This is a genomic window from Pseudoalteromonas sp. BZK2, assembly GCF_014349195.1.
Lineage (GTDB): Bacteria > Pseudomonadota > Gammaproteobacteria > Enterobacterales > Alteromonadaceae > Pseudoalteromonas > Pseudoalteromonas simplex.
In genome coordinates this window covers 1-13,940 of record NZ_JACSOG010000034.1, presented here as the reverse complement: position 1 = coordinate 13,940, position 13,940 = coordinate 1, and the positions used below count along the sequence as shown (strand labels likewise).

Sequence of the window (13,940 nt, the reverse complement as noted above, 5' to 3'; positions counted from 1 at the left end):
GATACAAAAGGTATAGGCAAAATCAGATAAAAAACCTAATCAGTCTTTGTTTTGTTTCTCTTTTTCTTCTTTTGCTAATTGTTGATCCAGCTCTTTAATTGACTTATTAATATTGAATGAACTAGGTAGCACATCGACACCAACCCATTGCCCCAGCTTTACAACCAAAGGAATGGTAATAGGCGCAAAGGGTAAAACTGCAAACACACCTAAACCAAGCCCTTTTAAGATATCTATAAATTGCTCATTGGCAGTATGCAATTCTTCTTTAGTAGCTTGGCCTTGGGTGTATCGCCTATAAATATGAAGCATTTCTTTTGTTTCTTGCTTTTCTTGGGCAAGTGCGATTTTGAGTGCTACCATAGCGCGCTTAAAACGTAATGTTTGACGCTTTTTGGTAATTTTAGCCACTCGAAATGGGGCTCGATGAATAACTTTATATAATCGCATTTAGTTATTTTCACACAGCATGCGACGTTCACAAAGCATAATTTACTTATATTAGATTTTACTTTATCCTTAATACTCTATTCGTAACCATTTTTCAGTATTAAAAATGAACCAACCTAAACAACAAGCTGAGCCAAAACCCAAAAAACCAGCTTCAGATGAGTGTTGTGGAGGTGGTAGCTGTTGCCCATGTGTATGGGATGAATACCGAAAAAAACTGCAACAATGGCGGTTAAGCAATAATTCACAACAAGCTTAATAGACCGTTCCAAATCAAAAACCGTTCAAAAACCATCCAAAAAAGCCTTCTATCTAATTATTTTTGCATAATTTATATATTTTTTTACGCTAAAACCCAATATCGAGAATAAATTATCCTCTTTACTTTCAATAAGATAATCCACAAAAGAACGACAAAGAACAAAGGAACACCCACAAAACAACATAAAATTAACAATTTGCAAAAATTATTTACAGGATGTATAAGAGATTTACACCAAGTTCTAATACTTTATTTGGTGACATAATCATAACTATTCTAACTGGGGAAGTCGGAATGAAATTCAAAAATAATGCGCTACAACAAGCAATTAAATTTGCTTTAGCGACTACAACAGCAGGCCTGTTTGTGTCGGGTTCGGTTGTTGCTGCAGAGCAAGCAGCTGAAGAGACGAAAGTTAACAAAAATGTAGAGAAAATTGCCGTGGTGGGTACTCGTTCAGCACCACGTTCAATCGGTGATTCACCAGTACCCATTGATATCATTGGTGGTGAAGAGCTAGATAAAGGTGGTAACACCGATATGCTTGAGCTTTTAAAAGGCTCCGTTCCTTCTTTTAACGTTCACCAAAACCCAATTAGTGATGCTGCGTCACTTGTTCGCCCAGCTAACTTACGTGGCCTTCCTTCTGACAGTACTTTAGTACTTGTTAATGGTAAACGCCGTCACCGTGCATCTGTTATCGCTTTCTTAGGTGGTGGTATTAATGATGGTGCTCAAGGTGCCGATATCTCTGTTATTCCAAGTATTGCCTTAAAGCAAGTAGAAGTACTTCGTGATGGTGCTGCTGCACAGTATGGTTCTGATGCAATCGCGGGTGTAATGAACTTTGTATTAAAAGATGCCTCTGAAGGCGGCTCATTCGAAATACGTCAAGGTGAATACTACGAAGGCGATGGCGATACAACGCAAATTTCTGGTAACGTGGGTCTACCATTTACCGATAGTGGTTTTGCTAACTTAAGCTTCCAATATAAAACAGCTGATGCGACTAGCCGCTCAGTACAACGCCCTGATGCAGCCGCACTAGATGCCGCAGGTGTGCCTGAAGTATCTTCGTTAGCACAAGTTTGGGGCGCACCAGAAGTTGATGATGATATTACTATCTTTGGTAACATCGGTCTTGAGTTAAGTAATTCATCTGAATTCTACATGTTTGGTAACTACTCTGAGCGTGATGTACGTGGTGGTTTCTACTATCGTAACCCACACACTCGCCCAGGTGTTTACTCAAATGACGGCGGTGAAACACTGCTTGTTGGTGATTTAACTGGCGATATGAGCGGTAACTGTCCTACCGATATCATGATTGATGATAACGTTTTAGATAACCAAAGATACATCGATGAAGTTGCTAACAACCCAGACTGTTTTGCGTTTAACGAAATGCTTCCGGGCGGTTTTACACCTAACTTCGGTGGTAACATCACAGATACTGCATTAACAATTGGTACTAAAGGTGAAATCACATCTGGTTTCCTTGAAGGTGCATACTATGACTTAAGCGGTACAGTTGGTTACAACGAATCACGCTACTTCATCTATGACACAATCAATGCGTCATTAGGCCCAGAAAGCCCGCGCGATTTCAGCCCAGGTAAATACTCACAGTTAGAGAAAAACTTTAACGCAGATTTATCAAAAGGTTTTGACTTTGGTTTAGCTTACGATGTAAACGTTGCCGGTGGCCTTGAATGGCACGAAGAAACCTTTACTGTTGTTTCTGGTGACGAAGCGTCTTTCACAGCTGGCCCACTAACTGAACAAGGTTTTGGTATCGGCTCGAACGGTTTCCCTGGTTTCAAACCATCTGATGCTGGCGAATACACTCGTCGTAACTATGCTGCATACGTTGATGTTGAAGCACCATTCACAGAAGACTTCTTAATGGGCTTAGCGCTACGCTATGAAGACTACGACACGTTTGGTTCAACAACTAACTACAAGATAACGGGTCAATACCACGTAACTGAAGACTTGAACATTCGTGGTTCAATCAGTACAGGTTTCCGTGCACCAACTGTTGGTCAAGCGAACGTAAGTAACGTTCAAACAAACCTAAGCAGCGGTGTACTTGTTGACTCGGCACTTTTACCACCAACAAATCCAATTGCTGTGCAGTTAGGTGGTACAGAGCTACAACCTGAAGAGTCTCAAAGCTACACGTTTGGTGCAGTATGGACACTTGGCGACTTATTCTTCACAGTTGACTACTACAACATCCAAGTTGATGACCGTATCAGTCAATCAGATAAAATTGAGTTAAGCCAAGCAGACAAGGACACGCTTGAAGCAGCAGGCGTACCAAACGTACAAAACTTAGCGCAAGTAAGCTTCTTCACCAATGACTTCGATACAACAACGCAAGGTATTGATGCAGTAGCTAACTACTCAACTGATTTGTTAGGCGGTAGCTCAACATTCAGCTTAGCGTACAACTGGAACGACACAGAAGTAACTAAGTCAACAGACATTACTGGTGAATTTAAAGTAAGCCGTTTAGAAAATGACTTACCAAACCACCGTGCAACACTTAGCTGGGCACAACAATGGGAGAACTTCTCTGCATTTACACGTGTTAACTACTATGGCGAATACCAAGGTGTTCACGTAGATTACGATGCAACAGCGAAAACAGCTGATGCTGCAGTAACGATTGATGCAGAAGTGACTTACTTCCTAACTGAAGAGCTTAGCTTCTCTGTTGGTGCGACAAACTTATTCGACCAAGAAGCAGAGAAACTTGATTTCTTCGATAGTACTGGCATCCCTAACAATAACTGGGGTGGTAAATACTACGAAACGTCGCCATATGGTATCAACGGCGGCTTCTATTACGTGAAAGCTACCTATACTTTCTAAATAGAACAGCTTTCTAGGTTGAGCAATCAACCTAGAAAGTCGATACCCCGGATTTTTTCTGGATATTTATAGTTAACCAAGGCGAAAGACATTTCGCCTTTTTCGTTTTATAGTAAATAAAAATAACAAATAACCCGCCATTCCTATGCTGTTAGAAAAAGCGAATCAACTACTGAATGAAAACAAGCTTAAAGAGGCCGAATTTCATTTTAAAACCCTTCTCGATTCAGATCCTGAAAATGGCGAAGCGTTATTTGGATTGGGCCGCATTGCACTGCGTTTAGAACGTTATGATGCCGCTGTTTACCTTTTACAAAGAGCCTGTGAACGACTACCGCACATGCTTGAACCACTCCATGCCCTTGCCGATGCTTTTAATGGCGTGCATTCACCGCAAGATGCCTTAACTGTACTCGAATATGCTAAATCAATTGCCAGCCATAACCCTGAGCCACATTACTATCTTGCCCAACATTATTTAACTTATGGTGAGTTAGACAAAGCGTACAGTATTTTAAAGCATGCACTCGGTATGGGAAATTACCCAGTGACGGCGTACATTTTATTTGAACTAGTACAGTTTGGGCGCTTTAACAACGAACAAAATTACATAAATGAGCTACACCAGTTTTTAACTTTGACCAATAACCTGCGCTTAAAAATGGTGTGTTATTATGCCCTTGGTAAAAGCTATGATCAGTTAAATGATACAGAACAAGCTTTTAACTACTTCAGCCTTGCTAATAAGCTACAAACAAAACTCACGCAGTTTAAAACCCATGACTTAGTGCCTTTTTATCAGCGCATCATAGAGCAAAATACAGCTGAGCTAATTGATGCCAGAGACAAAACATTTACAGGCACAATTACCCCCATTTTTATAATTGGCATGCCAAGAAGTGGCTCAACGCTGGTAGAGCAAATGCTGGCAAGCCACAATGACTTTGCCAGCCTTGGCGAAGATGCCAGTATCAGTAATCAGGTTGTTGCATACCTTGAACAACAAACGCAACTCCCCTACCCAGATTGCCTAGCAGAGCTAAACCAAGGGCTAATTAACAATGCCCGCAATATTTATATTGAACGAATAAAACAAGCGCCAGTTGTGCGCCCTTTTATGATCAACAAGCTACCTGCTAACTATCAGTCACTTGGATTGATTTACTTACTCTTTCCTAACGCCAAGTTTATTAATATGCAGCGCGAATATGATGCAATTGCGTGGTCGGTGTTTAGCAACTATTTTGCTGAAAACGAACCTTATTTTTGTTCACTCCCAGAGTTTAAACAGTACTTTGATTTGTATCAGCAGTTAATGGAGCATTGGCAAAACGTGATGCCAGAGGCGGTTTTTGATTTAAGCTATGAAGCACTTATCAGTGACAGCGAACAAACACTAACAGCCCTTTGTAAGTTCTTAAACATCGAGTACAACACACAGTTTTTAGATTTTTATAAGTCAAAAAAACCGGTGGCAACGCTCAGCAAAACGGCTGTAAGACAGCCGTTAACTGATAAAGCATTAGAAAAATACAAACGCTACGAGACCGCAATGCACACACTTATGCGTGAGTCTCAAACCAGTTCAACAAGTCAACAAACTGATCAAAACGCGCCTGTGGGTGAGTAAGCATATTAATATGATCATAATCGACCTTATGGCCAAACTTACGGCCATAAATGGTCATCCTTTGCTTGCCGATGCCCGACTCTTCCATAAATTTTTCAATATCAATCGGCTGGCATAGGGCTTTATCTTTAACACCCGCCACATGCATAATGGGCGGCAGTGCCTTATCAGCTAATGCGTTAGCGTAATCAAAGCCATCGTCAGTATCGACCCAAGGTTTACGCTTAGCCCACTGCATACTTTGATAATGTGACTTACGGGTTTCATCATCACTACCCCATTTCAGCTTTTTAGCCGGCACAAAGCCATGCTTACGGGCAACTAAGGGCGCCAACCCATACCAAATCAAATTACCTTGAATATACTTGCTTGGGTGATGGTTATACAAAGACCGTTTAGAACCAAAATAGCCGCAGGCTTTCACATCATCAATCAACTCAGGAAAACGGGCAAACACACTGTTCATTAACACCCCACCCCATGAGTGCGCCACCCAATAACGCGCAGGCTCGCCTTCAAGCTGCTTAATTTTATCTAAAAATGCAGGGATATCTTCTAAAATAGCCTCGGTTTGACCATACTTTGCATGCTTTGAAATCGCGGGTTTGCTTTCACCACGACCACGTAAATCTGCCACATAGCAAACATAGCCATGCTCAGCTAAAAATGGTGCTAAACCTTTATTGCTGTGGGTGTAAAAGATTTTGCCATTTTCAACGGCACCATGCATAAAAAACACCGCAGGGCCTTTCGCATCAGTCTTACTGATACGGCGTAAATGTAAGGTTTGGCTTTCGGCGAGTTTAATAAACACCGATTCTTGTTTAATCGTCACGTTTGACCTTTTTATTCTTATAGACTCATCGTACCAGTATCAAGTTACGCCAGTCTATTTAGCAAAGCAAGTTTTGCGTGTGGCGATTGCCATTCAAAATGAGAATCTCAGGCACGATGAGATTTTGATTAAATAGTAACACCAATGCAGAGCCATTATTCATTGAAGTTAGAAGTCGACTCTTAGGAGCCTCTAGCTAAATGATTGATGATTCATATGTTACGTAATTAAAATATTCGAGAGAGATGGCCTTTGCTATGAGCGTTCTAAAGGCCATCATTGAGTGCGAGCATACGTTGAGGATAACGCATGTTTGGACATAAATATGTTTGGCCGCCATCTGCATTAGGCGAGTTTCGCATAAAAGTTTCTATGGGCAAACGCCCCAGCTAATCAGCCGGAGAGTTTTAAATAAAATAAGCACAGCTAAACCACAAAAAGTTCATATGCTAGAGTGTCTGCGTAAAACCGTTTGTTATATCACAACCCCATTTTCTGCACTCTATTTTCGCCAGAGCATCATAGGGGCTGAATCCGGTGATAGTTTCGTTAACACCACCCAATCGGTTCCTTTACCAAACGCATCTTTCACATACCAATCCATACGAACAAAAATATCTTGAACGCCGTCTCTATTAAAATCTGCGCGGGCCAACTGAACGTAATAAACATCCATATCGTCTACATCAACATGAATCTGATTGTCATTCTTTTTTTCTATAAACTTAAGATTAGCATCATAGGCTGAAAGTGTGCCGGTTCGACCTTCGAGCGTTTGGCCGCCTACATAGGGGAGCGTAGTTGCCGGAAATTGTTTAATTAGCTCATAGTCAAATGACTCAGGCCAATAGCTTACAGCGTTTTCGGAGCTAAGATAATATCTTTCTACTACTTCACAGTCGATTTTTATTGATTGCCAGTAAATATATTCTGGCGGGCTAACTCGGTCCTCACCAAACAAAGCTAATTCTAGGCAGTTTGTAACGGTTACATTTTCGCCATTCACTGCACTGAATGTCATGTCAAATTCAAAACTGTATAAGCTACCTCGGGTATGTTTTGATGCATCAAACACATCGGGGTTTATCCAGCGCATTTGCTTTACCTGCTCATTTACCGTAGGCGCATGCTGACAAGCTAACAAACAGAGCGCGCACAAAGCTAATATTGAGGATGTTGTAAAATGTTTAAAGTTCATCAATATAATCCTTATGGTTTTTTGCGCTAGCTTGCGCTTTTAGAAAGAGGTTTTTTACGTAGAGATTTCGCTGAGTCTGAATGCCAATGCGATTGCTTTGCAATGCTGCATCAGCCCATTTCTCTTTCTTTATGTGTGCATTCATATTGATATATTGGCTTTTTAAGCGCGTGATACCAAGATTAAAAGACATATCCAATAGCGCTTGCTGCACCTCAAGCGGCATCGCATCAAAATGTGTTGAAAAACCATTTTTGGTATTGTAATAGCCGACTAACTCTCGATAAAAGGCTGCGATATGTTTCTCTTTTTGGATGACTATATCGTGATCCTTCATCACTAATGTGGTGTAAGGCTTACAGTAACTCGCTAAGTACCTTCCATAATGTTGCTTTTTTATTGTGTCATATTCTGCATCTTTCTCCGCTAAGGAGGCTAATACAAGCACATTATTTGCTCATTTCTTGTATAAAGGAATAGATGCCATGGCCGATTTATTAGGAATTAGATGTCCTATACCTACAGTTACTAAGCCCCTAGTATCAAGATATAAGTGAGGAACACGACCTTCATAATTCTCGGTGTTTTTAATAACTTCCGTTTTTACTTTTGCGTTTAATGGCATAAGCTATTTCCCTTTTAATATTTTAACTTTCTTTGAATTTATAAAGATTTATCGAACAGTTTTCTGATCTCACATTTTAGTATTTATTCAACACGTAATTTGTGTTGCATTAAAGCTTGTTGGACTAAACCACTACCTGCTCGGTGCGTCAGAGTTGGTGTTGTTTATGCTGTGGCTTACTTATATAAAATAGGCTTTTTGGAGGCTCTCACTTTGCTAACGAATTTAATCAGCTTAGCTAGTGTTATGTACGCTTTCCTTGCTATGTAAGTTTTCCTTGCATTACTCAGCTCTTATTTTGTTCATTACACCTAAATTTGGCTTAATAAGCAATTTTATTTATTACGTGTAAAAAGATCGCTAGCCTGAGCAATTAAGCAGGTTAACTAATTGATTTGAAAAATTCACCTAACTTCTCAATCGACCTGTTTTGGGTAACTTCCGTAGTTCGTTCAAATTAAACTCTAGGAAATTTTGAGTTAGACTCAGCGAGCGATTCGTGCCAATTTTGGAAATTCAGCTTTAAATATAGAGGATGGAAGCTGACACTCGGTAATGCCCGTAATTAATGGCAATGTCATAACTCATTAAAAGTTAATTGCATAATTGCTGATGCCTTAACGACTAATTCGAAGGCTACGTTGTTTTGAAACTGAAATTTCAATTCAATAGCAGCAATATCATTTGCTAACTCAGGAAAACAATATGCCTTAGCTTCTTGAAGTTTCCCTGCTTCTTCAACTAATTTAGAAATTTCCATGAAGGTTTCCTGTAAGTTATAACGCCTCGCTTAACCAGCGCAAAGTAGCAGGCTAAAATTACGATGATTGAGCGCCAGCCAAGCGTTAGACAATCATTATTAATTCGTTTGTTATGTATCATTTTTGGCGATTGAAAAATAATGAGCCTACCATCACAAAGGCAACTAAAAATAGCGTATAAGCTGTTTCTTTGTCAGAAGAGATTACATCCTCCAATGAGTAGATCTTATTTCCATCAAGGATAAACTCATAAGCCATCGCAAAATCATTATTATTTGGCAGAATAGAAACTATGACCGAACGACCAATTAAAGTTTGTTTTTGGTCGTCGCAATCGGTTCTCAATGAAAACTCTTCTAAGACTTTATAAGAAGAACTAATGCCATCACTTTGCAATACAACCGTCGGCGATCCGTCTTTACTGCCTGAGTTACAACTTACTGATTTAATCGTGCCGTTCTTTTGAATTAAGTCAGTCCGGGATACTTCATCTTTTTCAAGTTTCAGGATACCTAACCCTGTAAATACCATTGCAAGTAAAACCCAAGCACCGTATTTCAATATTTCACCTTAGATACTAACGTTCGATTAACGGGTTAAAAATAGTGAGCTACAATTTACGATGAATGAGCGCCAGCCAAGCGTTTTGCGTCCAATTGCCATAATGGGCTTGTTATATTCTCAATTGCTTAAGACCATTTTGATTGCTTTCTCTAAACGCTCTTCATCGTCTGCAAGATGCTGATAATCTGCATAAGGCAATTGACCATCATTAAATTGTTTTTCAAAGAAGATCTTTAATCGCCATTCATCTGGCTCATCTTTTCCGAAATCAAAATCAATTCCGCCGACTTCGGGGGTTTTGAATACATCAACACCTATCCCGTGTGTACGATAAAACCAATTCGTTCCGGGAATTTGATTTTTTCCTCGGTATTCTCGACCCAAGATATCTTTCGCATCATCCAGTTTATATGAACGAACCAGTACTTCTTTTGCCCATGCCATAACACTATGCCACAAAGGAATTAGATTTTTGATTAGCTCTTCGTCTTTCACCAAACTTCCCTAAGAATATAACACTTGCCATTAGCGGCAGAAATTGGCTGACTATAAGCAAAAGCCTGCTGTTTTGCGTCCATTGTTTTATGGCTTTGTTAGGTAGAGAAAACCTCTGCTTTACCAATCACTTTTACAGTAGGGCTTTCTCGACAAACAACCTCTAAACATTCGTCAGAAGTAACTATTAAGTGAGACCATTCACCATCATTTCCTATAAAGAAGGTTAGCGGACTTTCTTTGTGCCAGCCGTGACCTCTTATTTTAAAAGTATTGAACTTTGGTCGTTGTTCGCTCCAAACCTCAGTCAACCCATGCTCATCAAGACAACGAAAGCCATTTACAGATTCAAATAATAGCTCGTATATAGTTTGTGATTCTTCGTGAAATACACGAGCAACAAGTTCATGGTTTTCGTGTTTTGCGTCGCCTTTAATCAGGTACTTTACACCATTCGATTTCTCTAAAGTCCACTCTTTGGTACCCCATGACAAATCAACTAACCACAAACTGCCATTTTCAAAAGGTGTTGGCCAACTCTGAAGTTCCATCTAGCTACCTAACAATTTAATAGTACGTGCGTCGAGCACCTTTCTGCCAATGTCACGCTCAGGTATTAATAAATCTATTAGTAACAAATAACGTAACGCATTGCCAACTCGTATTTTTAACTAGTCTTAAAGGTATTCAGAAAAAGAAAATGTGCTCGTCGCTCATTTTTTGAATATATGTGCGTACTACACAATTTGGAAACAAATTAACTATTATTTCAAGCCAACCTCAATGTTTAGCTATCTCTGAAAATAGACCTTTAGGGTATTTGTGTTAACTAATTACTGGAAAAAACATTTTAGAGAGTCGGATGTATTAGGTGAATTTCGCATAAACATTTCTATTGGCTAGCGCACCACTGAAGAGCTAGAAATAGCAACAAAGTAACGCAACCCATTTTTTAGCGCCCCAGCGAGAGTCTTTTGTGGTTTGTCATAATCCGAACTAAAACCCACGTTGCCACCGCTTTGGATAGATACCTTTAAATACGATATTACTAAGTTCTTGCCTATCGATATGCCCTTTCTTGCACTTAATTCCATAGTAAATAAAGGCAGTTAAAGCACAAAATGCGTATAGTGATAAGCAAATAATTAAGAAGCATACTGTAAACATTACAGTTACTGTACCAACATCGTAGCTACGTATTGGTATATCTGACTCAATACCAAAGCTCGAGGCAATTATAAAGAATAACGGGTACGCAGCTGAAAGCCCAAGCAAGCAACCAATGCCACCAACTTTTGCAGACTGCGAGTAAAAATATGGTTTTAGTCTTCTCTGACTATTAATCGCCTGAATTAGCACAATGCTTTCCTATGGTGTATAACGCCGCAATATGGGACGTATTAAGCTTGGCTAAAATTTGAGGGGAACGAGTGCCAGCCAAGCTTTAGACGTCCATTCATTGATGCGTTTGTTATATTTACTATGCTACTGAAAGCATAAAATCATACCCACAATTCACCACCATTTTTCAGAGCCTTAAGTTTTTTTAAAACCTCTTCAGCGTGCTCCCAGTCTCTGCAAGGAATAGAAATTTTGCCTTTACTTTTTTTTCTATTCCAGATCAAAGGAGTTCCAGCCCTGGATTCAATAATTTCGCATTCACCAACATTTTTAGGAATTTGATATTTAGGCACAGATCGAATCCTTAAGTAAATATAATGCTTAGCTAACGGACACAAATGTAGCGCGAAAATGCCAAAGGCGCGCCCCGTTTTTGTCCCAGTGCACGAAGTGAACGTGTTATTGTCCCTGGGAACTTGCAGCGGAATACAGCGGTTTGTTAGGATTGTAACTAAATAAACCTACACATGCCTAAACCTAGATCTTTGCCACTTCTCAATGCGAAACCATGCTTGAGATAAAAATCTTCTTTCCCTTTTGCCGCCAATAATCCAACAGTTGAGCCAGAATGGCAATTTGACGACAGAAAACCGTTTATAGACTGCATGATTTTTGAGCCTAAACCAAGCTTTTGAAATTCAGGATGTACAATGACATCTTGAACATAAAAGTACATGAAACCATCACCGATAACACGACCGCATGCAACGAGACGATCACTCTGAAATATTGAAACCCAAAACAATGAAGAATTGATGCTGCTTTCTATAATCGACAGCTCAGGATTAGTCCATCCGACAGCAGCTCGAAGTGAGGATAATTCCTCAGCCATGGGTGGTCTTTCTTCTAAAAAAATTTCCGATGGTGACATTCCGTTGTCCTTAATCCGCCCATTCATTGGTGTGTTTGTTATGCATAGCCAAACTCCAAAAGAGCCATGAATGCAAAAAATGATACAGCACTTCCAACCAAGTAAACCCTCGCTTGCTTGTAACTATTAGGATTGTCACTTTTATTGAGCATCTTCGCCAAACCTGAGCCAAATGCTTGTAGGCTGCCTGTGGATATTTTTTGCTCTAAAACGATCATTCCTAGATTGGCAGCAAAGAACATAAACAGTATTAATAATGTTACCGTTGCAACAATTCCTGCCGTACTTTCAATATTTACCAAGTTGAATCCTTTATATGTATAACGCCTGCTTAACAAGCAATGTGTTGGCATGGCTTTTTGTGTTGTTTTCCAAAACTATGACAACTAATCATTTTCAGAGATAAGGCGTTTGTTATATTGCATTGCAAACGTTTCATAATCTCTTGACTTCAAGTGGGTAATATTAACTAGTACCAAGCGTTGAGAGCCATATGTAACTGCGAAACTTACAGCAACATCTGAGTTGGTATCTAAAACGACATCTGAACGTTTGAAACTAGTCTGTTCAAAATTACTGATTTTAGGAAGTACCAATGCTACTTCTTTTTCTTTAATGGTGAATGTCATTGATGCTTCTGTGACAGGCTCATTATTAGCGTTTTTAGAAGGATAAACTAATACGTTCCAGCTCGGGTCATTGCCAGCGGTTAGCCTGTAAATACCGAATTCACTCGCTTGCTCAGGCGTAATTATTTTCTCGGAAATAAATACCACACCAGTAGCAACTGAGCACCACGGTAGAATCAAAAAAAATAGAGCCAAAAGTCTAATCATACTTCCCTGCAATATATATAGCGCCCTGTTAATGGACAAAATTATGTTGGCTAAATTGTGAAGCGGAGTGAAACCAAGCCAACGTAATTTTGTCCACTTTAAACAGTTTGTTAGGCATCGTCATCCGGCTCAGCATCGAAGGATCCTGGAATTTGCTCGTCACATGTTTCATAAGCAAAAAATTTCTTCCGCATCCCAGATATCAAACTTTTTGATTACATCTAAATAGCAAGCAGATTTACGAACATTGACAGTTAAGTATGTTTCATCCCATCTTTCCAATGAACAATCCAAATCGCGAATTTTTTCAATATAAAAATCTTGTTTATCTCTATCAATTGATTTGTCAAAAATTATTCTGAGAGTGCGGTTACCGCTTCTTGCTATGACATTTTCAATTTCCAATATGCCGTTATCGTCCTCAAAAGCTTTTACTTCATCCTTGAAGTTTAACGAGTACGAAAAGAATGGAACGTTTTCAAGCCGATAAATATTATTCCCTAGCGGCTCTGCCCACATAGACTCGCCACCAATCATCCAGTGATTGGGTAAAGATACGTGAACTTTAACTAATCCTTCGTTTCTCATTTAGATGCCTAACGCCGCAAATAAACGGCAAAAATTAGTTGGCTAAAAATTTGTAAGGTACGAACAAAGCCAACTAGTTTTTTGTCCGAACTTTTTAATTTGCTTTGTTATATGCCGATTACCAATTCGCCTACTTAGTTTTTTCATAACCTAGCCACATAGTAATTGCTAGTGTTAAACATCCCAACAAAATGAAAATAGCTGTTACATTTGGGGACTCTTGCACTATGCCAAGTTTTCCATTTAACCATGCAGGGAAGAATATACTAAACGGAATGTAGGTAACGATAAACAACAGAAACCAAATATATTGGCTAAACACGTTTAACAAACTACGACGATTAACCAGTTTAAGTTTATCTGCTAAATGTTTATGGAACTTTACGATACCCAAGCAGAGCCAAACATAGACCACAAATGAAACTACAAAAATAGCAATATTCACATAACTCTCTTAGGCATATAGACATAATGACTCCCACACGGTGCTAGCCTCCGCTTTTCGTGGGTTAGCTTAATACAAAGCCAGAGCCATAATTAGTTT

At 39.4% G+C, this 13,940-nt stretch carries 16 protein-coding genes; 3 read left to right on the top strand and 13 right to left on the bottom strand.

Translation table 11 applies throughout. The annotated features are described in order from the left end of the window. Positions 1-39: 39 nt before the first annotated feature. On the bottom strand, positions 40-450 hold the full coding sequence (locus BIZ38_RS17520; protein WP_187490875.1) for a hypothetical protein: 411 nt from the start codon (positions 448-450) through the stop codon (positions 40-42). Positions 451-556: 106 nt separating this feature from the next. On the opposite strand from BIZ38_RS17520, the gene BIZ38_RS17515 reads away from it, so the two are divergent. From BIZ38_RS17515 to BIZ38_RS17505, 3 genes are all read left to right on the top strand, one after another. Next, the gene (locus tag BIZ38_RS17515; protein WP_187490874.1) at positions 557-709 is read left to right on the top strand and encodes an oxidoreductase-like domain-containing protein; all 153 of its coding nucleotides are present in this window, start codon (positions 557-559) and stop codon (positions 707-709) included. A 297-nt stretch (positions 710-1,006) separates the two neighbouring features. Then, the gene (locus tag BIZ38_RS17510) at positions 1,007-3,592 is read left to right on the top strand and encodes a TonB-dependent receptor plug domain-containing protein (RefSeq protein WP_187490873.1); all 2,586 of its coding nucleotides are present in this window, start codon (positions 1,007-1,009) and stop codon (positions 3,590-3,592) included. Positions 3,593-3,737: 145 nt separating this feature from the next. Beyond that, the gene (locus BIZ38_RS17505; RefSeq protein WP_187490872.1) at positions 3,738-5,222 is read left to right on the top strand and encodes a tetratricopeptide repeat-containing sulfotransferase family protein; all 1,485 of its coding nucleotides are present in this window, start codon (positions 3,738-3,740) and stop codon (positions 5,220-5,222) included. Here the strand turns inward: BIZ38_RS17505 and BIZ38_RS17500 are convergent. From BIZ38_RS17500 to BIZ38_RS17445, 12 genes are all read right to left on the bottom strand, one after another. Beyond that, entirely contained in the window at positions 5,155-6,057 is a 903-nt protein-coding gene (locus BIZ38_RS17500) for an alpha/beta fold hydrolase (RefSeq protein WP_187490871.1), read from the bottom strand. The two genes, BIZ38_RS17505 and BIZ38_RS17500, sit on opposite strands and share 68 nt — an antisense overlap. Positions 6,058-6,559: 502 nt before the next feature. Further along, positions 6,560-7,255 (bottom strand): hypothetical protein, encoded by a 696-nt coding sequence (locus tag BIZ38_RS17495; protein WP_187490870.1) that lies wholly within the window; start codon positions 7,253-7,255, stop codon positions 6,560-6,562. Beyond that, entirely contained in the window at positions 7,245-7,703 is a 459-nt protein-coding gene (locus tag BIZ38_RS17490; protein ID WP_187490869.1) for a hypothetical protein, read from the bottom strand. Before BIZ38_RS17490 ends, BIZ38_RS17495 begins: the two co-directional genes overlap by 11 nt. A gap of 754 nt (positions 7,704-8,457) precedes the next feature. Continuing rightward, complete coding sequence (locus BIZ38_RS17485; RefSeq protein WP_166340909.1) at positions 8,458-8,640, bottom strand: hypothetical protein; 183 nt, start codon at positions 8,638-8,640, stop codon at positions 8,458-8,460. Positions 8,641-8,758: 118 nt separating this feature from the next. After that, on the bottom strand, positions 8,759-9,202 hold the full coding sequence (locus tag BIZ38_RS17480; protein WP_187490868.1) for a hypothetical protein: 444 nt from the start codon (positions 9,200-9,202) through the stop codon (positions 8,759-8,761). A gap of 120 nt (positions 9,203-9,322) precedes the next feature. Beyond that, positions 9,323-9,700, bottom strand: coding sequence for a DUF6896 domain-containing protein (locus tag BIZ38_RS17475; RefSeq protein ID WP_187490867.1), 378 nt, complete (start codon positions 9,698-9,700; stop codon positions 9,323-9,325). A gap of 98 nt (positions 9,701-9,798) precedes the next feature. Beyond that, on the bottom strand, positions 9,799-10,251 hold the full coding sequence (locus tag BIZ38_RS17470; protein ID WP_187490866.1) for a hypothetical protein: 453 nt from the start codon (positions 10,249-10,251) through the stop codon (positions 9,799-9,801). Positions 10,252-11,202: 951 nt separating this feature from the next. Continuing rightward, positions 11,203-11,394, bottom strand: a complete 192-nt coding sequence (locus tag BIZ38_RS17465) for a hypothetical protein (RefSeq protein WP_062565556.1) — start codon at positions 11,392-11,394, stop codon at positions 11,203-11,205. Between the two features lie 158 nt (positions 11,395-11,552). Next, positions 11,553-11,972 (bottom strand): GNAT family N-acetyltransferase, encoded by a 420-nt coding sequence (locus tag BIZ38_RS17460; protein WP_187490865.1) that lies wholly within the window; start codon positions 11,970-11,972, stop codon positions 11,553-11,555. Positions 11,973-12,010: 38 nt separating this feature from the next. Next, the gene (locus BIZ38_RS17455; protein ID WP_187490864.1) at positions 12,011-12,274 is read right to left on the bottom strand and encodes a hypothetical protein; all 264 of its coding nucleotides are present in this window, start codon (positions 12,272-12,274) and stop codon (positions 12,011-12,013) included. A gap of 84 nt (positions 12,275-12,358) precedes the next feature. Next, the gene (locus tag BIZ38_RS17450) at positions 12,359-12,808 is read right to left on the bottom strand and encodes a hypothetical protein (RefSeq protein WP_187490863.1); all 450 of its coding nucleotides are present in this window, start codon (positions 12,806-12,808) and stop codon (positions 12,359-12,361) included. 168 nt (positions 12,809-12,976) lie between these two features. Beyond that, positions 12,977-13,396: a DUF4265 domain-containing protein gene (locus tag BIZ38_RS17445; RefSeq protein WP_187490862.1), complete on the bottom strand. Its 420-nt coding sequence runs from the start codon at positions 13,394-13,396 to the stop codon at positions 12,977-12,979. Between the last annotated feature and the right edge of the window lie 544 nt (positions 13,397-13,940).